General features: G+C 72.9%; 15 protein-coding genes, 1 tRNA gene and 1 pseudogene. 7 read left to right on the top strand and 10 right to left on the bottom strand.

The features are described 5' to 3' along the window. Positions 1–6 precede the first annotated feature (6 nt). The gene (locus tag ACXJKF_RS13315; RefSeq protein WP_456788188.1) at positions 7–2,061 is read right to left on the bottom strand and encodes a cellulose binding domain-containing protein; all 2,055 of its coding nucleotides are present in this window, start codon (positions 2,059–2,061) and stop codon (positions 7–9) included. A gap of 371 nt (positions 2,062–2,432) precedes the next feature. On the opposite strand from ACXJKF_RS13315, the gene ACXJKF_RS13310 reads away from it, so the two are divergent. Together ACXJKF_RS13310 and ligD are read left to right on the top strand one after the other, a co-directional pair. Continuing rightward, the gene (locus ACXJKF_RS13310; protein ID WP_456788187.1) at positions 2,433–3,053 is read left to right on the top strand and encodes a dihydrofolate reductase family protein; all 621 of its coding nucleotides are present in this window, start codon (positions 2,433–2,435) and stop codon (positions 3,051–3,053) included. Between the two features lie 7 nt (positions 3,054–3,060). Further along, positions 3,061–4,026 carry a non-homologous end-joining DNA ligase gene (gene ligD, locus ACXJKF_RS13305; protein WP_456788186.1) on the top strand — a complete coding sequence of 322 codons (966 nt, stop codon included), beginning with the start codon at positions 3,061–3,063 and terminating at the stop codon, positions 4,024–4,026. Positions 4,027–4,087: 61 nt separating this feature from the next. Here ligD and ACXJKF_RS13300 read toward each other — a convergent pair. Both ACXJKF_RS13300 and ACXJKF_RS13295 read right to left on the bottom strand, forming a co-directional pair. Beyond that, positions 4,088–4,161: transfer RNA gene (locus ACXJKF_RS13300), tRNA-Met, on the bottom strand. A 98-nt stretch (positions 4,162–4,259) separates the two neighbouring features. Further along, positions 4,260–7,244, bottom strand: a complete 2,985-nt coding sequence (locus tag ACXJKF_RS13295) for a UPF0182 family membrane protein (RefSeq protein WP_456788185.1) — start codon at positions 7,242–7,244, stop codon at positions 4,260–4,262. A gap of 128 nt (positions 7,245–7,372) precedes the next feature. Between ACXJKF_RS13295 and ACXJKF_RS13290 the strand changes: the two genes are divergently transcribed. After that, positions 7,373–7,918 carry a PPA1309 family protein gene (locus tag ACXJKF_RS13290; protein WP_456788184.1) on the top strand — a complete coding sequence of 182 codons (546 nt, stop codon included), beginning with the start codon at positions 7,373–7,375 and terminating at the stop codon, positions 7,916–7,918. A 115-nt stretch (positions 7,919–8,033) separates the two neighbouring features. Here the strand turns inward: ACXJKF_RS13290 and ACXJKF_RS13285 are convergent, their stop codons facing one another. Together ACXJKF_RS13285 and ACXJKF_RS13280 are read right to left on the bottom strand one after the other, a co-directional pair. Beyond that, positions 8,034–9,140 (bottom strand): YlbL family protein, encoded by a 1,107-nt coding sequence (locus ACXJKF_RS13285; RefSeq protein WP_456788183.1) that lies wholly within the window; start codon positions 9,138–9,140, stop codon positions 8,034–8,036. 35 nt (positions 9,141–9,175) lie between these two features. Continuing rightward, entirely contained in the window at positions 9,176–10,264 is a 1,089-nt protein-coding gene (locus tag ACXJKF_RS13280) for an NAD-dependent epimerase/dehydratase family protein (RefSeq protein WP_456788182.1), read from the bottom strand. A 65-nt stretch (positions 10,265–10,329) separates the two neighbouring features. Here ACXJKF_RS13280 and ACXJKF_RS13275 point away from each other — a divergent pair, with 65 nt between their 5' ends. Then, the gene (locus ACXJKF_RS13275) at positions 10,330–11,742 is read left to right on the top strand and encodes a zinc-dependent metalloprotease (protein ID WP_456788181.1); all 1,413 of its coding nucleotides are present in this window, start codon (positions 10,330–10,332) and stop codon (positions 11,740–11,742) included. Between the two features lie 364 nt (positions 11,743–12,106). Here the strand turns inward: ACXJKF_RS13275 and ACXJKF_RS13270 are convergent. Further along, a pseudogene (locus ACXJKF_RS13270) lies at positions 12,107–12,700 on the bottom strand (SprT-like domain-containing protein); the annotation flags it as partial. Between the two features lie 190 nt (positions 12,701–12,890). Here ACXJKF_RS13270 and ACXJKF_RS13265 point away from each other — a divergent pair. Then, positions 12,891–13,049, top strand: coding sequence for a DUF5679 domain-containing protein (locus ACXJKF_RS13265; protein WP_146844118.1), 159 nt, complete (start codon positions 12,891–12,893; stop codon positions 13,047–13,049). A gap of 131 nt (positions 13,050–13,180) precedes the next feature. After that, positions 13,181–14,203, top strand: a complete 1,023-nt coding sequence (locus tag ACXJKF_RS13260) for a thiamine biosynthesis protein ThiF (protein ID WP_456788180.1) — start codon at positions 13,181–13,183, stop codon at positions 14,201–14,203. A 6-nt stretch (positions 14,204–14,209) separates the two neighbouring features. Here ACXJKF_RS13260 and ACXJKF_RS13255 read toward each other — a convergent pair whose 3' ends face one another. From ACXJKF_RS13255 to ACXJKF_RS13245, 3 genes are all read right to left on the bottom strand, one after another. Then, on the bottom strand, positions 14,210–14,563 hold the full coding sequence (locus tag ACXJKF_RS13255) for a WhiB family transcriptional regulator (RefSeq protein WP_146931732.1): 354 nt from the start codon (positions 14,561–14,563) through the stop codon (positions 14,210–14,212). 139 nt (positions 14,564–14,702) lie between these two features. After that, entirely contained in the window at positions 14,703–14,891 is a 189-nt protein-coding gene (locus ACXJKF_RS13250; protein ID WP_456788179.1) for a hypothetical protein, read from the bottom strand. A gap of 149 nt (positions 14,892–15,040) precedes the next feature. After that, the gene (locus ACXJKF_RS13245; protein WP_456788178.1) at positions 15,041–17,041 is read right to left on the bottom strand and encodes an ATP-dependent helicase; all 2,001 of its coding nucleotides are present in this window, start codon (positions 17,039–17,041) and stop codon (positions 15,041–15,043) included. Positions 17,042–17,199: 158 nt separating this feature from the next. Between ACXJKF_RS13245 and ACXJKF_RS13240 the strand changes: the two genes are divergently transcribed. After that, positions 17,200–17,460 carry a mycoredoxin gene (locus ACXJKF_RS13240; protein ID WP_456788177.1) on the top strand — a complete coding sequence of 87 codons (261 nt, stop codon included), beginning with the start codon at positions 17,200–17,202 and terminating at the stop codon, positions 17,458–17,460. Here the strand turns inward: ACXJKF_RS13240 and nudC are convergent. After that, positions 17,453–18,433 carry an NAD(+) diphosphatase gene (nudC, locus tag ACXJKF_RS13235; RefSeq protein WP_456788176.1) on the bottom strand — a complete coding sequence of 327 codons (981 nt, stop codon included), beginning with the start codon at positions 18,431–18,433 and terminating at the stop codon, positions 17,453–17,455. The genes ACXJKF_RS13240 and nudC overlap by 8 nt on opposite strands. Positions 18,434–18,435 lie beyond the last annotated feature (2 nt).

Below are 18,435 nucleotides of genomic sequence, written 5' to 3'. Positions count from 1 at the left end.
GTGGTCTCACCCGGTCGTCGTGCAGAGCGTGCCGTTGAGGGTGAACAGGTTCGGCAGGACGTTCGGACCGGCGTAGCTGCCGACGTACCCGACGTTGATCGTGGCGCCGGGCGCGATGGTGGCGTTCCAGTCCGCGTTGGTCGCGGTCACCGCGTCGCCGGCGGCCGTCCAGGTCCCGTTCCAGCCGCCTCCGAAGCTCACCCACCGCCGGGGGTAGGAGAACCCGAGGGTCCAGCCCTCGACCGCGACGTCACCGGTGTTGGTGATGTCGACGCTGCCGACGTACCCGTTGCCCCAGTCCGACGCGTTGGTCAGCCGCACGCTGCACCCGCTCGCCGTGGGGGTGCCGGTGACGAACGAGACCGCCGGCGTCGACCAGCTCTCCGCACCGGCCTTGTCCCTGGTCACCACGGTCACCGTGTACCGGGTGCCGGGCTCCAGGCCGGTCAGAGCCGTGGAGGTGCCGTTGACGTGACCGGCCAGCCGGGCGTCGTCGCCGTCCTGGAGGTAGACGTCGTAGCCCGCGGTGCGGACGCTGGCCGGCACGGCCTTCCAGGTCACGGTCGCCGCGCTGTCCGTCACCGCGGAGACGGTGGGGGTGCCGGCGGCGGGTGGGAGCGTCCGGGAGAGCTTGGGCTTCAGCGTGAAGGTGGTCAGCGAGTACGCCGGCAGGGTCTGCGAGGCGGCGGTGCCGGTGCGGCTCTCGACGATGCCCGTCCCCCCGTTCAGGTAGGTGGAGACCTTGGGCGCGTTGGGCGACGGCGTGTAGCCGGCGTAGTCGATCGCGACGGTGCGCTCACGGTCGGGGTCCTCGTTGAGCAGCATCACGGCGAGCTCCCCGTTGGGTCGCCGCACGGCGTGCCCACGAACCGCCGGGTCGTTCGTCGTGACCCGGAGCAGCTGGTCACCCGCGTTCGCGAACCTGTCGAGCAGCGCCAGCGCGTGGTACGGCGCGAACGGCGTGTTCAGGGGCGGCTCGCAGACCGACCCGTCCTCGTTGCAGCTCCCGCTGGAGAACAGCCCGAAGTCGCCGTAGTCGGTCTGCCCGGCGACGGTGCTCACGGTGCCCATGCCGTTGCGGACGTTCCACCAGTCGACGGTGAACACCCCGGCCGCCCACAGCGCGGGCAGCGTGTCTGCGGCGAACAGCGCACCCGGCTGGGTGTTGACGCCCCACCCGGCATTGAGCTCGGTGAGTGAGATGCCGATCCGGCCCGAGTCCGCGCCCGCGTGCCGGCTGATCTGCGCGCGCGTCATCTCCGCGATGTCGACCACCTGGTCCGGCTTCGCCAGCGCGTCCGCGGCGTCGGCGCCACCCGGGTACCAGTGCAGGACCACGAAGTCGATGGACGGCCCGGCGATCGACAGCACGGTCTGGTTCCAGGGCGCGGAGTCACCAGGTCCGACGATGTTGTCCGGCCAGTTGCCCGGCGTCGTCAGCACCGCGCCGATCTTGACGCTCGGGTCGACCGCCTTCATCGCCGCCGCATAGGCCACGACCTCGTTCGCGTACTGCGTCGGGCTCTTGTCCTCGTGGTCGTCGGCCTCCCAGCTCGTGCCGTAGTGGCCGTTGCCGTAGTTCTCGTTGCCGATCTCCCAGTACCTGACGCCGTACTTCTTCGTGACGTTCGCGTACCGGACCCAGCCGGCAGCCTCCTCGGCCGAGCCGGTGCCGTAGTTCGCGATGACGATGGGCTGGGCGCCCGTGCGGCGCGCACCCGCCATGAACGTGTCGAAGTCGGTGTTCGGCGCCACGTACCCGCCCGGCGCGGTGTGGTCCTGCCAGTGGTAGATGTCCGCGTACGAACCACCGGGGTACCGCAGCATGGTCACCCCGGCCGCCTTCAGCAGCGTCGACGTCTCCTCGCTCCCCAGCTCGGTGTCCCAGATCGCGTGATTGGCACCCGTCCCGAGCTTCGGCACCGTGCCGAGCCCTGCATGGGTGTCGACGGTGACGTCGACCGGCTGCTCGGCGGCGACGGCCGGCCCGGCAGCGACGAACCCGCCCGCGACGGACACGGCCGCAGCCACGACGACGGCAGTCAGACGGCGCACGCTCATGGTTGGACCTCGCTTCGATCGGGCGATCGGCGACGAGCCGTCGCCGAGCATGCGTCGCACCACCGTGATGCGGCCGGACCAGGACCTGCCCGACTGTGGGCGGGTGCCCGTCCCGCACGCCGGCCAGGCCCGCGACGCTGCGGACTCCCGACCCAGGTGCGGGCGGACGCGCCCACCCTGGGATACCGGCGACGGCCGAGTCCAGGGTGCTAATCCTTTCCACCGGGATTCCGCCGCGACCTCGACGACGAGGCCGGCCACACATGCAGCCACGCGAGGCCGACGGCCGACCGGGCCGCGGTCGGCCCGGCGAGGCAGGATGAAGACTGGCGCGCCGGACGTGCGTGCTGTCGGGGACCGGAGGAGATGAGATGGCCGCAACCGTGCTGTACATGTCCATGTCCCTGGACGGCTTCATCGACGGGCCGACCGACCGGCCCGGCGACGGCATCGAGCGACTGCACGAGTGGATCTTCCCCGGCACCGAGGGCGGTGACTTCGACGCCGCCGTCGCTCGCCTGCGCGGCGTGAACCGCCAGGTCTACGACGAGCTGATGGCGACGGGCGCCGTGGTGGCCGGCCGTGGGACCTTCGAGCCGGCGGGAGGCTGGGGCGGCGACCATCACCACGGTGTGCCCCTCTACATCCTGAGCCGACACGCTGCGCCCGACTGGGCCGCGGCGTGGCCGGCCGTCAGGTACGTGAGCGACCTCGCGGCCGCGATGCGCGACGCGAGGCTCGCCGCCGGCGACAGGGACGTGCTGGTCCACGGCGCCGGCATCGCTCAGCGTGCCCTCGCGCTCGGGATCCTCGACGAGCTCGAGATCCACCTCGTCCCCGTCCTCCTCGGCGAGGGCCGTCGACTCTTCGAGGACCTCGGCGTCGAGCAGCGGGAGCTCGAGCGTGTCCGGGTGCTCGAGGGGGAGGACGGCGTCGTCCACCTGCGCTTCCGGGTCGTGCGGTCAGCCCGCGGAGGCACGCAGCACGCTTGAATGAGGCATGGCCCCGGAACACTCACCCGCCGTGGAGCTCGAGGTCGGGACCCGCACCGTGCGGCTCTCCAACCCCGACCGCGTCTACTTCCCCGCCAGCGGCGCGACCAAGCTCGACCTCGCGCACTACTACCTCGCCGTGGGTGACGGGATCGTGCGTGCGTTGCGGGAGCGTCCGTGCATGCTGCACCGCTACCCGACGGGCGTCGCCGGGGAGAAGGTGCACCAGAAGCGGCTGCCGCGCGGGGCCCCGCCGTGGATGGAGACGGTCGAGCTCTACTTCCCCCGCTACGGCCGCACCGCCGACGAGCTGTGCGTGACCGAGCTCGCCCACGTGATCTGGGCGGTGCAGATGTCGACCGTCGAGTTCCACCCGTGGAACAGCCGCCGGGCCGACACCGAACGCCCCGACGAGTGGCGCATCGACCTGGACCCGATGCCGGACTGCCCCTTCGACCGGGTGCGTCGGGTCGCACACGTGGCCCACGAGGTCCTGGACGAGCTGGGCGCAGTCGGCTGGCCGAAGACCTCCGGCGGCTCCGGCCTGCACATCTACGTCCGGATCACCCCCGAGCACGGCTTCGCGGACGTCCGCCGAGCGGCTCTGGCCTTCGCGCGCGAGGTGGAGCGCCGCGCTCCGGACGACGTCACGACCACGTGGTGGCGGCGCGACCGGGACCCGTCCCTCGTGTTCGTCGACTACAACCAGAACGCGCGCGACCACACCATCGCCTCGGCCTACTCGGTGCGCGGGACTCCCGACGCCACCGTGTCGACGCCCCTGCGCTGGGAGGAGATCGATGACGTCGATCCCCGCGACTGCACCCTGCACACGGTCCCCGCACGGTATGCCGAGCTCGGTGACCTCCATGCCGGCATCGACGACGCGGTGTTCGACCTGGCGCCGCTGCTGGGCTGGGCCGAACGCGACGAGCGCGACGGCGCCCCGGCACCCCCGGACGACGCCGAGTAGCCGACCAGGGACCGAGAACGACGAAGGCCCGGACCACCAGGTCCGGGCCTTCGTCTTCTTGTAGCGGGGGCAGGATTTGAACCTGCGACCTCTGGGTTATGAGCCCAGCGAGCTACCGAGCTGCTCCACCCCGCGTCGGTGGTTACAACTTACCCCACCCCTCAGGGGGGACCAAATCGCCGGTGCCCGGCCAGCGGTGGCGTACGTCACCCTCCGCCGGCCGGGCCCAGCACTCACTCGTCGAGCCGGGCCTCCGCCTCGAGGGCGCTCTGGACGGCCTGGTCGAGCCGCTGCTGCGCCTCGCCGTAGGCGGCGAAGTCGTTGCGCGCCAGCGCGGACTGGCTGTCGGCGATGGCTTCCTTGGCCTGCTGCAGGGCTCGGTCGAGGTCCGCACGGGCGGTCGCGTCCGTGCCGGTCCCGGTCCCGGGGTCGGTCGGTTCCGGGGTCGGCCCGTCCGTCGGTTCGGCGGTCGGTTCGTCCGTCGGCGGCGTTCCCGCGTCGGGGTCGGTCCCGGCGTCGCCGGCGTCCGCGCCCGAGTCGCCGCCGAACACCTGGTCGAGGGCACCGTCGAGGGTGTCCGCGAACCCGATGTCGTCACCGAACGCGACGAGCACGCGCTGCAGCAGCGGGAACGTGGTGCCGGACCGCGCCTGGACGTAGACCGGCTGCACGTACAGCAGACCGCCGCCCATGGGCAGGGTCAGCAGGTTGCCGCGGACCACCTGCGAGTCGCCACGGCCGAGGATGTTCAGCTCGTTGGACACGTCCGGGTCAGCGACGAAGTTGTTGTTCACCTGACCGGGGCCGGGCACCGTCGAGTCGCGTGGCAGCTCGAGGAGGCGCATCTTGCCGTAGTCCTCCGAGACCTTCCCGTCCTCGTTGCCTGCTTCCGCGTCGACCGCCAGGTACCCGGTCAAGACGTTGCGTGCGTTCGTGCCGGTCGGGATGAAGGACGACATCAGCGAGAAGCTGGCTGCGTCCTGGTCGGGCATCCGCAGCGTGAGGTAGTACGGCGGCTGCGGGACCGCGACGCTGCTGGTCGGGTCGTTGGGGTTGGCCCAGAAGTCGTTACCCGAGAAGAACTGGCCGGCGTTCGTCACGTGGTAGCGGGCGAGCAGGTTGCGCTGCACCTTGAACAGGTCCTCGGGGTAGCGCAGGTGGCTCATCAGGCTGCCCTTGATGGACGACATCGGCTCGAGCGTCGACGGGAACACCGAGTCCCACGCCTTGAGGATCGGGTCCTCGGCGTCCCACGCGTACAGCGTCACCGAGCCGTCGTAGGCGTCGACCGTCGCCTTCACCGAGTTGCGGATGTAGTTCGCGGTCTTCGGCTGGAGCGCCTGGATGGTCTCGGATGACTCGGTCAGCGAGTCCGTCGTGGCGTCGTCGAGCGACTTCGGCTCGGAGTAGGGGTACTGGTCCGACGTCGTGTAGCCGTCGACGATCCACTTGACCCGGCCGTCGACCACCGCGGGGTACGCCCGGCCGTCGAGCGTGAGGTACGGGGCGACCTTCTGCACGCGGTCGCGCGGGTCGCGCTCGTAGAGGATCTGCGAGTCTCCCGTCACGCGGTCGGAGAAGAGGATCTGTTCCGAGCCGAACTTCAGTGCGTAGAGCAGCTTGTTCAGCGGGTTGCCGATCGACGGGCCGGCGGAGACGTCCTGCGTGGGGAACGTACTGTTCACCGCACCCTCCGAGTCGTCGGCGGGGTAGTCCAGCTCCCACGGGTCGGTACCCGAGGGGGCGCCGACGATCGAGTAGAGCGGCGCCTTCGGGCTGAAGTAGATGCGCGGCTGGTACTCGCCCATGTCGCCGGAGGACGGGATGCCGCCCTCCCAGAAGTCGGGCGCGCCGCGGCCGGCGGTCGTGTTGCCGTAGGCCGCGACGACGCCGAAGCCGTGCGTGTACACGGTGGTGTCGTTGGTCCAGTTGCGCTGCTGCGCGTCCAGGCCCTCGAGCGACAGCTCCCGGACCGCAATGACGGTGTCACGGCTCTCACCGTTGACCTCGTACCGGTCGACCGACAGGGAGTCGGGGAAGTCGTAGAACGCCCGGATCTGCTCCAGCTGCTTGAACGACGGGCTGACGATCTGCGGGTCGAGCAGGCGGATGGAGGCCGTGGTGTCGGCGTCGGCGCGCAGCGCACCGGCCTCGGCCGTGACCTCGGCGTCGTAGTCCGTCTTCTCGACGTCCTGCAGGTCGTACGCGTCGAGGGTGGCGTCGATGTTGCGCTTGATGAACTCGGACTCGGCGTCCTGCTGGTTCGGCTGCACCTGGAAGCGCTGGACCACTGCGGGGTAGATGCCGCCGACGGCCACGGCCGCGACGACCATCAGGCCGACACCGATCGCGGGCAGCCGCCAGTTGCCGCGGATCGCGGTCGCGATGAACATCACCGCGACGAAGATCGCGATGCCCGCCAGGATCGCCTTCGACGGGATGACGGCGTTGACGTCGGTGAACGAGGCGCCGGCGAACTTGCGGCCCGTCTTGGTCAGGATCGAGAACCGGTCCAGCCAGTAGCTGGCGGCGATGAGCAGCATGAGCACGGCCGCGATGACCGACAGCTGGATCCGCGCCGCCCGCGTCGTCCGGGGTGCGCCACCGCGCTGACCGCCGACGCGCAGGCCGCCGTAGAGGTACTGGGTGGCCAGGGCGCCGATGCCGGAGAGCACGACGACCGCCATGAGGAACGACACGACGAACCGCAGACCCGGCAGCGTGAACAGGTAGAACCCCAGGTCGATGCCGTACTGGGGGTCGGACTTCCCGACCGATCCCCCGTGCATCCACAGCTGGATGGTCTGCCACTGCTGCGACGCGGCCGCGCCGGCGAACAGCCCCAGGACGGCGGGGCCGACGATCATGACCAGCCGGCGCAGCGGCTCGATGGCCTCGCGGTACTGGTCGAGGTTCGCCTGCTCCTGCGTCGACGGCGCGTACACGGGGCGCGAGCGGTAGCCGAAGTTGAGGCTCCACCAGACGGCGCCGCCCATGACGAGGAAGCCGAGCACGAACAGGATCGCCCGGGTGCCCCACTCGGTGCGGATCACGTTGCCGAACCCGAGCTGCTGGTACCAGAGGACCTCCGTCCACACCTGGGCCAGGATCAGCACGGCGACGACGAGCACCCCGAGGACGACGAGCGTGGGGGCGAGCGCACCGCGGCGGCGCGGGCGCGCCGGGCTCGGGCGGGGCGGCGGGCTTCCGAAGGTCACGGCGTGGCAGTCCTCGTCGTCGGCAACAGGTGAGCACAGATCAGCACGGCGCGAAGATCACACGCCACTCGCACGGGAGAACGTGCCGGTCGAGGCACAGGTTCCCACAGGAATGCGACGATGAACCTGTGAGTGAGCCCTCCCCCGACCTGGCCGCACTGGCCGAATCCGTCCGCGAGATCGAGCACCACGTGGCTGAGGCCGGCTGGGACGGACCCGTGCGGGTGTTCGCGCTGGTCCGGACGCAGGAGATGCTGCGGACCGAACCCGGACTCGCCGCGCAGCTCGACCCGTCCGTGCTGGCCGCCGCCCGGTCGCAGCCGTCCCACCTCACGTCCGTCGAGCAGGAGGAGCTACCCGCCGCCCCGGACCTCGAGACACTGTTGGCCGGCCTGTCCTGGCCGTCGACGGTGGACGGGATGGCTGTCACCGTCGAGCGCGTCGTCCTCCCCCCGGCCGCGGAGGAGGACATGCCGCTGGACACCGACGCCGCCCTGGAGTACCTGCTGGGCCACCCCGACCGCCAGGACGTGCGGCTCGTCGTGGGTGCGCTGCGCGACGGCCCGTCCTGGTGCGCGGTGCGCAGCCGCGCGAACGACACCGCCGACCAGGTCGGTCAGGGACCGGACCTGGTGCCGGGGCTGGTGGCGGCGGTCCGGACCACGCTCGAGTAGCGCTGCTCGGCCGCCTGCCGGACCCACGACGGCTGGTCCTGGAGACCGCCAGGGGTCGACCGACGTGCCAAGGTGTGCGGCGTACGGCCGAGTCGGCGCTGCCGCCGGCGCGCAACTAGCCCGTGCAGGTCGGCAGGTCGTCGGCCGTGCCGGCACCGATCGCCGTGATCGCCTCGCGCGCCTCGTGCAGCGTCTCGATGCGCACGACGCGCAGACCGTCCGGCACGTGGTCGACGACCTCGTCGCAGTTCGCGGCCGGCGCCAGGAACCACGTCGCCCCGTCCCGCGTCGCGCCCGCGAGCTTCTGCCGGATGCCGCCGATCGGACCGACCTCGCCGGTGACGTCGATGGTCCCGGTCCCCGCGATGTCCTTGCCGTTCGCCTCGTCCTCCGGCGTCATCTTGTCGATGATGCCGAGCGCGAACATGGTCCCGGCGCTCGGACCGCCGATGTCGTCGATGCTGATCGTGACGTCGACCGGCATGTCGAACGCCGGGTCGATGAACACCCCGATCTGCGCGCCGCCGTCGGGCCGCTCGGTGGTCACGATCGGGATGTCGACCGCCTGGCCGTGCCGCCGGACGGTCAGGGTCACGGTGTCCCCCGCCTCGACCGCCTCGAGCAGCCCGATGAGCGACTGGTAGTCGGGCACCGCGGTGCCGTCGAGGGCGACGATGACGTCCCCCTCCTCGACCTTGCCCTCCGCGTCGGAGCCCTCGACGGTGCCGGCGACCACGAGCGTCGCAGGAACCTCGTAGCCGAGCTCCGTCAGTGCTGCGACGGCGGCGTTCTCCTGCGAGGAGACCATCTCGGCGGTGTTCGACTCGTCGATCTCGTCCTGCGTCCGGTCCGGCGGGTAGAGCAGCTCGACGGGCTGGACGACGGCCCAGCGCGACAGCCAGCCCTGCAGCACCCCGACGACGCTCGACGGGAAGCCGGGTCCGCCCGTGCCCGAGACGGTGGTCAGTCGCAGCTCGCCGGTGGAGTCGAACGTCTCGGCGCCGGAGATCTGGATGAGCGGGGTCCCGTCGTGCTCGCCCAGCACGTCACGCGTGGGCCCGGGGCTGCTGATCGCGTACGGCACGGGCAGCACGACGAGGACGGCGAGCAGCAGCGCGGTCGCCATCATGCCCACCGAGAGGGTCAGCGACCGGGGGCTGATGCGGTCGGGCTGACCGGGGGCGTCGTCGACGTCGTACGGCGAGGTGGGCTGGTCGAGCACGACCACATCATCCCCCGACTCGGCACCGTCGGCGTTCACGGCCGCCGCCGGGCACGCGCCTGCCGCCAGACCGCCGCGGTGCCGATGAGCGCGACCGCCGCTCCCGCTGCCCCGAGCGCCGCCGCGTCACGGGTGCCGACGCGCCGCCCCGCGACGGCGACCCGGCCCTGGACACCCTCGAGCAGCACGTCCAGGCACGCGGCGCTCGACCAGCGTGGAGCCCAGCCCGCCGCGCGCAGCCTGTCCGCCGCGACGGTCCACGGGTAGACGACGAACGCGAGCTCGGAGGCCGGCGCAGGCAGCACGCCGACGCGGTGCAGGCGCTCGGCGGTCCCGAACGCCGTCGTCGCGGCCAGCTCGATCCGCCGCATCCCGGCCGCCGCCTCGACCTGCGCGGGCTCGAGGACGTCGTCCGCGCCAACGGTCAGGACGCCCGCCAGCCGGTGCGCCACGGCGAACCTGGCAGCGGCGGCGAGGTCCTCGACGTGCACGAACTGCCACTGCCGGACCGCCCCGCGCACCGTCAGGAGGCGCGGCGCCTCGAAGTGCCGCGTCACGAACGTGTCGATCCCGGTCCCGACCACCGCCGCTGGACGCAGCACCGTGACGAGCGGAGCCTGCTTGCGCCGGGCGCGCTCCAGCACGGCCTCGGCCGCCAGGAGGTCACCGACCAGGCCGTCGCGGGCCGCCTCGTCCGCGCGCGGGAGCGGGTCCGCGTCGTGGATCACCGGGCGGTCGGCCCAGGCGCCGTGCACGACGGCGGACCCGATCGCCACGACGTGCCGGGCACCGACGGCGCGCGCCGCACCCAGGACACGCTGCGTGTGCGCGACGACGGCTGCCTCACGTTCACGACGCCCCTTGACCGGGGAGTCGACGAGGTCGCCCGGGTGGGCGACGAGCACCACGACGCCGGCGCCGACCAGCGCCTCGTGCGGGCTGTCCGCGGGGAGCTCGTCGATCGTCCGCACGCCGGCGCCCCACGCGGCCGCGACCGCGGACGCGATCGGTCCACGGCCGACGACGACGACCTCGTCCGTCGGCTCGCTCGTCTCGACCGCACCCGCCGGCAGACCGCCACCTCGTCGGCTGCTGCGCCCTGAGCGAATCTGCTCGCCCACCATCCCTCGATCCTGTGCTGCGCGGTTACCGTGGATCGCAGCCGGCCCTATCGTCGCAGGAGGTCCACGTGAGCCCCGACAACCCCGCCGTCCCGGGATCCGATGGTGGCGTGCCCGCCTGGGAGCAGGTGATGCGCGCGATGCTGGGCGACGGCGCCGACGAGGCGATCCGCGAGCTCCAGGAGCGCGGCTTCGACCCCGGCGCGATGGCCGCAGCGTCCGGCCTCCCGGACGACCCGGCGGCACTCCAGCAGGTGTTCTCGCAGGTCCAGGCCCTGCTCGCCGCATCCGGCGACGACCCGGTGAACTGGCAGATGGCCCACGACCTCGCCCGTCAGCAGGCCGCGGCAGGGGGCGACCCGTCCCTGACCCCCGCCCAGACCCGCCAGGTCCTCGACGCGCTCGGCGTCGCCGAGCTGTGGCTCGACGCCGCCACGGACCTGCCGCCGTCCACCGGCACGCCGCGGGCCTGGAGCCGCGCGGAGTGGGTCGAGGCGACCCTGCCGACCTGGCGCACGCTGACCGAGCCGGTGGCGTCCTCGCTGTCGGTCGCGCTCGTCGGGGCGCTCGGCGGCGCCCTGCCCGAGGAGTCCCCGGAGGACCTCGCGCTGCCCGGCGGGATCGAGCCCGGCCAGCTCCTTCGCCAGCTGGGGTCCGCCGTCTTCGGCATGCAGGTGGGTCAGGCCGCGGGCACCCTCGCGCACGAGGTGTTCGGCACCACCGACATCGGCCTCCCGCTGCTCGACCGACCGACGCCCGCGCTCGTCGCGGCCAACGTCGACGCGTTCGCCGAAGGGCTCGACGCGCCCGCCGAGGAGGTCCGCCTCTTCCTGGCGCTGCGCGAGGCCGCGGCCACCCGCCTGTTCACACACGTGCCCTGGCTGCGGGCGCACCTGCTCGCCACGGTCGAGGCCTACGCGCGCGGCATCACCATCGACGCCGACCAGCTCGAGGAGGCCGTGCGCTCGATCGACGTGACCGACACCGCGGCACTCCAGCAGGCACTGTCGGGTGGGGTCTTCGCGCCGCACACGACACCGGCGCAGCAGGCCGCGCTCGAACGCCTGGAGACGGCACTGGCGCTGGTCGAGGGGTGGGTCGACGAGGTCACGACGACCGCCGCGCTCCCCCACCTGCCGCACACGATGGCGCTGCGCGAGATGATCCGCCGACGTCGCGCCGCCGGGGGTCCGGCCGAGCAGACGTTCGCCAACCTCGTCGGACTCGAGCTGCGCCCGCGCCGCCTGCGTGACGCGGCGGCCCTGTGGGCGCAGATCACCCGCGACAACGGGGCGACGGCGCGCGACGCCGTCTGGGATCACCCCGACCTGCTGCCCGGCACCGAGGACCTCGACGACCCGGCCGGCTACGCCGCGCGACGGGCGACGGCCGTCGACGACGCCGCCGAGGTCGACCGCGCGCTGGCCGAGATCCTGGGCGAGGACCCCAACACCGACCCGACTACCGACCCGACCACCTGACGCGCGCCGACCGGATCGCGCCGGGCGGTCCCGGGGCGACCGCGCGTCGACGGCCGCGGTGCTCGAACCACGGTCGACGGGCGAGCGCGTTTGGCACTGGCAACCCACGAACGCTCGGACGAGCGCGCCTGGGCTCGCGACCACGGCCCTCGGACGAGCGTGGAGCTGGCCCGGACGAGCTGCGTCATCGACCTCAGGCCTGGCGCTCGGACTCCAGGCCGTCGAGCTCCAGCTCCAGCTGACCGACCACCTCGTCGACGACCTCAACAGCGTCGATCTCGTCGTCGACCGCGTCGTCGTCGGACGGGAAGTCCTCGACGTCCACCTCGTCCGCCACCACGCCGTCCGGCTCCTCGATCCCGCCGTCGTCGACCTCGTCGGTGCCGATGTCGCCCGCGTCCACCAGGTCGTCGTCCGCGTCGGCCTCGCCGGGCGGGGTGTGCGCGCCCCGCTCGGCGGCGTAGGCGTACCCCTCGAGGAACCCCCGCGCCCGCAAGGTGCGGGGGTACGCGTCGAGCACCGCCCAGAACTCCGGACCGTGCCCGGCGTGCAGCAGGTGCGCCAGCTCGTGCAGCAGCACGTAGTCGAGCACCCACCGAGGCATCCCCCGGACGCGGTCGGAGATCCGGATCGTGCTGTCGGACGGCGTGCAGGAGCCCCACCGCCGACCCTGGTTGGTGGACCAGCGCACCGTCGTCGGCCGCGCCCGCCCGCCGAGGTACTTGGCCGAGAGCTCCGTCGCGCGGGACATCAGCTCGTCGTCCGACGGTCGCCGTCGCCTCTCCTGCGCCGCGAGCCGGGCCAGCATGCGGCGCACCCACTCGTGCTCCTGAGCCCGCGTGAACCGCGCGGGGATGGCCACGATGGTGCGGTCGCCCTCGCGCCAGGCGGTCACCGTGCGCACGCGCTTGCGTGAGCGGCGGATCTCCACCTGCGACAGGTCCTGCGTGGGCTGCACGGAAGAACGCTAGCGCGCAGGCCCCGCACGGCCCGGTTCAGCGTCGACACACGGCGAGTCCTGCACGATTCCGCGGGCTGCGGGTGCCTCGACTACTACTGTGAAAGTCGCGCGGGCGTGGCAGCACCACCACGCCCGGCCGCCGGCCGGCGGTTTCCCGGTCCGGTGCAGGACACCGAGGGAGGGCCCCATGGCTGAGACATATGCAGGCGAGTTCTACTGCGTGAAGTGCAAGGAGAAGCGCCAGGCGGAGGGTGACGTCGTCGTCTCCGAGTCCGGTCGGAGGATGGCGAAGGCCGTCTGTCCGGTCTGCGGCACCAAGCTCAACCGCATCCTCGGCAAGGCCTGAGCACCACCACGTCGCCCAGGGGCATCGTCCGCACGGACGGTGCCCTTCGGCATGCCCGGGCCCTGTGGACGACGAGCACGGGACGACGGCCGCCGCTGCCACAGTGACGCCCTCGTCCTGAGGGGAGCGCCATGCGACTGCGTGCCGGGCTGCGGGTGCTGCGACGCACCGCCACAGAGGTCCAGCTGGGCACCGACCCGCGCTGGGCGGTCCGCCTGACCGACCTCACCCCGTCCGAGGCGGACGTGCTCCAGCTGATCGACGCGCGCACGGACCTGACCCGGCTCGCGGACCTGACGTCCCGGCACGACGTCGACCCGGACCGGGTGCGTGCGCTCGTCGAGGTGCTGGTCGAGGCGCGGCTCACCACCGGCGACGCGCCTCGCGCGACCCTGCTCGGGCCTGCGTCCGTGGACGCCGCGGTGTGGTCACTGCTGCGGGCCGACGGCGACGGGGCGGGCGTCGTCCGGGCACGTGCGGACCGGGTGGTCGCGGTCCTCGGGCTGGGTCCGACGGGCCTCGGCATCGCCGTCGGGCTCGCGGCAGCGGGAGTCGGCACGCTGCTCGTGGACGACGAACGACCCGTGCGCTCGACGGACATCGGCCTCTGCGGGTACCGGTGGGCCGACGCCGGGTCGGTGCGCGAGCACGTCACCGCCCGGCTGCTGCGCGACGTCGCCCCGCACGTGTCGACCGCGTCGGACCGGACGCCCGACATCGTCGTCCTCGTCGAGGACGGGGTCGCGGATCCCGGGCGCGGACCGCTTCTCGTCGCCGGGGGTACCGCCCATCTGGGTGTCGTCGTCCGCGAGGCCGACACCGTCGTGGGCCCGTTCGTCGTGCCCGGCGTCGGTCCGTGCCTGCGCTGCCTCGACCTGCACCGCGCGGACGCGGACGCCTCCTGGCCCACGGTCGCCGCGCAGCTGCGCGTCGGCGGGGGCGCCGACGAGGCCGGGCAGGTCGCCGCGGTCTGTGCCGGCCTCGGTGCCGCGGCCGTGCTCGCGCACCTGGACCGCGTCCGCGGCCTCGCGCCCGGGGCCACGTTCGAGGTGGCACTGCCGGACGCGGTCCCCCGCAGACGCACGTGGGCGGTGCACCCCGAGTGCGGGTGCACCGCCCTCCCGGCGTCGCTGGTGGCGAGCCGGGTGCAGTGACGGCCGTCAGGCCGCGGGGACCGCGTTCTTCCGGGGACGGCCACGACCACGCTTGGTCGCGACCACCACCCCGCCGACGAACACCTCGCCACCCCACACGCCCCACGGCTCGGCGCGGTCGATGGCGCCGGCCAGGCACCCCTCCATCAGCGGGCACTCACGGCACAGGGCCTTGGCCTGCTCGACCTCGGCGGTGCGCTCGGCGAACCAGAGCTCGGGGTCGTTGGACCGGCACGGGATGAAGTCGGCGACGAGCTGGTCGAACGTCTGGCGGTCGTCGGTCGTCGAAGTGCTGTCGGTGACGGGCCACGGGCCGGATCCGCCCTGGTTCACCGTGTCGAGCAGCGTCGTGAGCCGCACGATGTCCTCCTGATGTCCTTGCTGGTGAGCGTGTTGCGTCGGTGCCGGACCGACTGCCAACCCGTTCACCCGACTCATCGGGAGAACAGAAAGGCCGCGGGTCCGAGTTCGGACTCCGCGGCCTGTGCCTCGTTCGAGGTCAGATCATGGGAGTCCGGATCAGGTGCGTGCGGGGATCTGTCGCCGTGCGACGCTTCGACCCGCCGATGGGCTCGAGGGCGCTGCCGCCGACGGGCAGAGCGATCCCCTGGAACCAGAACGCGGTGGGCGCGACGGATCGCGGCAGGAACGCGTAAGCGTTCGGCGTGGCGATCATCTTGGTCTCCATCTGTGCACCCACCCCCTCTCCGGCTCGGACCCTCACCTGTCGGCGCGGTCCCTCTACAAGGACGTCGCCCAGACTAGAACCGGCCTCGCGCGGGGGACAACCGAATAAACGAACTTTCGTCGACGAGTTTCTGCCATCGCCCGATCGGCTCAACGAGCGGGTTCGCGCACCGTCGCGCGCACCGCTGCGAGGACGTCCTCGCCGACGTCCGCGAGCGTCATCGGGCCGACTCCACGGACCGCGCCCAGCTCCTCGAGCGTGCTGGGGCACCGCTCGGCGATCGCGCGGATGGTCGCGCTGGTGAGGACGGACGCGGGCTGGCGACGCAGCTCGGCGGCGTGCGCGTCCCGCCACGCGGTCAGGACGTCGACCAGGGCCTGCTGACGCGCGTCGAGATCACGTCGTGGGACGCCCGGCCGGCGCCGCTCGTCGGGCCACAGGTCCGTGAGGAACCGGGACACCCCACGGTTCGCGCGCGCCCGCGGGTGGCGGGCACGGGAGTAGGACAGCTGCAGGTGCTCCCGCGCGCGGGTGATCCCGACGTAGAGCAGGCGGCGCTCCTCGGCCACGGTCGCGTCCGTCTGCGCCTGGACGGTCGGCAGGAGACCGTCGGACAGCCCCACGAGGAACACCGCGTCCCACTCGAGGCCCTTGGCGGCGTGCAGAGACGCGAGGGTCACGCCCTCGACGGTCGGTGCGTGCTGCGCCGCGGCGCGCTCGTCGAGCTCGGCGACGAGGTCGGACACCGTGGGCGGCCCGTCGCCCGTCGGCGGCGCAGCGGCAAGGGCGTCGGCGAGGGCCACGAGGGCCTGCAGCGCGTCCCAGCGTTCCCGGCCCGCTCCCCTGCCCTCCGGCGGCGTCTCCGACCACCCTGCGCTGCGCAGGATGTCCCGGACGGACTCCGGCATCGGTGTCCCCGGGTCCGCGGCGCGGGCACCGCCGCGGAGCAGGACCATCGCCGTGCGCACGTCCGCGCGAGCGAAGAACCGGGCGTTCCCGCGCACCTGGTACGCGATCCCCCGGTCTGCCAGCGCCGCCTCGAACGCCTCCGACTGCACGTTGGTGCGGAAGAGGACCGCGATGTCCGCCGCCGCCACGCCTCCACGCACCAGGGTCGCGATCGCGTCGGTGACCCCGGCCGCCTCGGCCTCGTCGTCGGGGTAGGTCACGTAGGACACGTCCGGTCCGTCCGGCCGTTGCGCCCGCAGCTCCAGCGGCGCCGGACCGCCCGCCTTGCGGGACGCGTGCATCACGTGGTTCGCCAGCGACACCACCTGCGGGGTCGAGCGGTAGTCCCGGACGAGCTCCACGGTGGTCGCCCGCGGGTACGTCCGCGTGAACGACGTGAGGTGGTGGGCGGAGGCACCGGCGAACGAGTAGATGGTCTGGCTCGGGTCACCGACGACGCACAGCTCCTGCCGACCGCCGAGCCACTGGTCGAGCAGGTACTGCTGGAGCGGGCTGACGTCCTGGTACTCGTCCACGACGAAGTGCTGGTACTGCTCCCGGACCGACTCCGCGACGTCCCGCCGCTCGGCCAGCATCGCCGCGAGCAGGAGCAGCACGTCCTCGAAGTCGATGACGCCCTGCTGGTCCTTGGCCGACTCGTACGCCACCATCAGCCGCGCCACGGCCTGCGGGTCCGTGCCCCCCGGACCCGGCCGGTCGGTCGCGGCGGCCGCCTTCGCGTAGTCGTCCGGGGTGACCAGGCTGACCTTCGCCCACTCGATCTCGGAGGCCAGGTCCCGCACGCTCTCCCGGTCGGTCTCGAGCCCGACCAGCGCAGCCGCGTGCGCGACGAGCTTGACCTTCTGCTCCAGGATCCGCGGCGGCGGACCGCCCACCACCTTGGGCCAGAAGAACCCCAGCTGCCGCAGCGCGGCCGCGTGGAACGTGCGGGCCTGGACGCCCGGCGCACCGAGCAGCCGCAGGCGTGTGCGCATCTCCCCGGCGGCGCGGGCCGTGAACGTCACGGCCAGCACGTTGGCCGGGCGGTAGGCGCCGACCTGGATGCCGTACGCGATGCGGTGCGTGATCGCCCGCGTCTTGCCGGTGCCCGCTCCGGCGAGCACACGGACGGGCCCCCGGAGCGTGGTGGCGACGGCACGCTGCTCGGGGTCGAGGGCGTCCAGGAGGGCATCGGCGGACATCGGGCACAGTCTCTCAGTACCGGCCGACACCCTCGTCGCCACCCTGTGCACATCGGGTACCGTCACCCGTCCACGCGACCCGGGAAGAAGCCTCGACGCCCGGACGTTGCTGCCTTGGGCGACGAGATCGCCCCACCGCTCCGACAACCGAGGGACCGATGACCACGCAGACCCTGCCCGACGCCGGCACCATCACGATGTACTCCACGACGTGGTGCGGCTACTGCCGCCGGCTCAAGACGCAGCTGGACTCGGCGGGCATCGGCTACACCGAGGTCAACATCGAGGAGCACGCCGACGCGGCGACGCTGGTCGAGTCCCTCAACGGCGGCAACCAGACGGTGCCGACGGTCGTGTTCCCCGACGGGTCCGCGGCGACCAACCCGTCGCTCGCGCAGGTCCGCGCCCGGCTCAGCTGAGCGGTCCCCCGAACCACTCCTCCACCAGCGCCCGCGCGATCGACGCCCGTCCTGGCGGGAGGACGTCGCCGGTGCGGACCGCCTCGGCGAGCTCCGCTCGGGAGAACCAGCGCGCCTCGGTCAGCTCGACGCCGTCCACCGTCACCTCCGTCGAGATCGCCTGCGCGCGGAAGCCGATCATGAGCGAGGCCGGGAAGGGCCACGGCTGGCTGCCGCGGTAGTCGACGTCGCCGACGAGCACCCCGGTCTCCTCGGCCACCTCGCGGCGCACGGCGTGCTCGAGCGACTCCCCCGCCTCCACGAAGCCGGCGAGCGTCGACCACCGGCCGGCCGCCCAGTGCGCGGCGTGCCCGAGCAGGATCCGGTCGTCGGCGTCGACCACCGCCATGATCACCGCCGGGTCGGTGCGGGGGTAGTGCTCCGAGCCGTCCTCGACGCACACCCGCGTCCAGCCGGACTGCGCGACCCGCGTCGGCGCTCCGCAGCGCGGGCAGCGCGGGTGCCGTGCGTGCCAGGCGTCCAGCGCGACAGCGGTGGTGGCCAGCCCCGCGTCGTGCGCGCTCAGGTCCGCGCCGATGTCGCGCAGCGGAGTCCAGCGCAGGCCGTCGGGGAGGACCAGCGTGTGCGCAGGCTCGACGCCGGTCGGCGCCGCGTGGACCAGCACGTCGGACGCCTCCCCGACCCTGGGCGCGGGCACGCGGTCCGGGACCCGCAGGGCCAGGTACGTCTCCCCCGCCGCACCACGACCGAGCAGCAGCCAGCCGTCGTCCCCGGTGGCGGGTGCCGGGACCTGCGACGGCTCGAGCAGGGCGAGCCGCGACGCCGCCGAGGTCACGACGGCTCCGTCGCACACGAGCAGCACCCTGGTCGCGTCGTCGGTCAGAGCCGACCCCACGAACCCCTCCTCGGGACGCGAGAGAGCGGCGCGGTCGACGCCGGCGCGGGACAGCGGCAGGTCATCCGGAACGATCACGC

The organism is Cellulomonas sp. P5_C5 (assembly GCF_054049655.1).
This window is presented reverse-complemented; position numbering and strand designations above follow the sequence as displayed.

Bases quoted from the DNA above. Each gene is read 5' to 3' on its own strand.
- ACXJKF_RS13315 (WP_456788188.1), bottom strand. From the start codon at position 2,061: ATGAGCGTGCGCCGTCTGACTGCCGTCGTCGTGGCTGCGGCCGTGTCC.
- ACXJKF_RS13310 (WP_456788187.1), top strand. From the start codon at position 2,433: ATGGCCGCAACCGTGCTGTACATGTCCATGTCCCTGGACGGCTTCATC.
- ligD (WP_456788186.1), top strand. From the start codon at position 3,061: ATGGCCCCGGAACACTCACCCGCCGTGGAGCTCGAGGTCGGGACCCGC.
- ACXJKF_RS13280 (WP_456788182.1), bottom strand. From the start codon at position 10,264: ATGGTGGGCGAGCAGATTCGCTCAGGGCGCAGCAGCCGACGAGGTGGC.
- ACXJKF_RS13265 (WP_146844118.1), top strand. From the start codon at position 12,891: ATGGCTGAGACATATGCAGGCGAGTTCTACTGCGTGAAGTGCAAGGAG.
- ACXJKF_RS13260 (WP_456788180.1), top strand. From the start codon at position 13,181: ATGCGACTGCGTGCCGGGCTGCGGGTGCTGCGACGCACCGCCACAGAG.
- ACXJKF_RS13250 (WP_456788179.1), bottom strand. From the start codon at position 14,891: ATGGAGACCAAGATGATCGCCACGCCGAACGCTTACGCGTTCCTGCCG.
- ACXJKF_RS13245 (WP_456788178.1), bottom strand. From the start codon at position 17,041: ATGTCCGCCGATGCCCTCCTGGACGCCCTCGACCCCGAGCAGCGTGCC.
- ACXJKF_RS13240 (WP_456788177.1), top strand. From the start codon at position 17,200: ATGACCACGCAGACCCTGCCCGACGCCGGCACCATCACGATGTACTCC.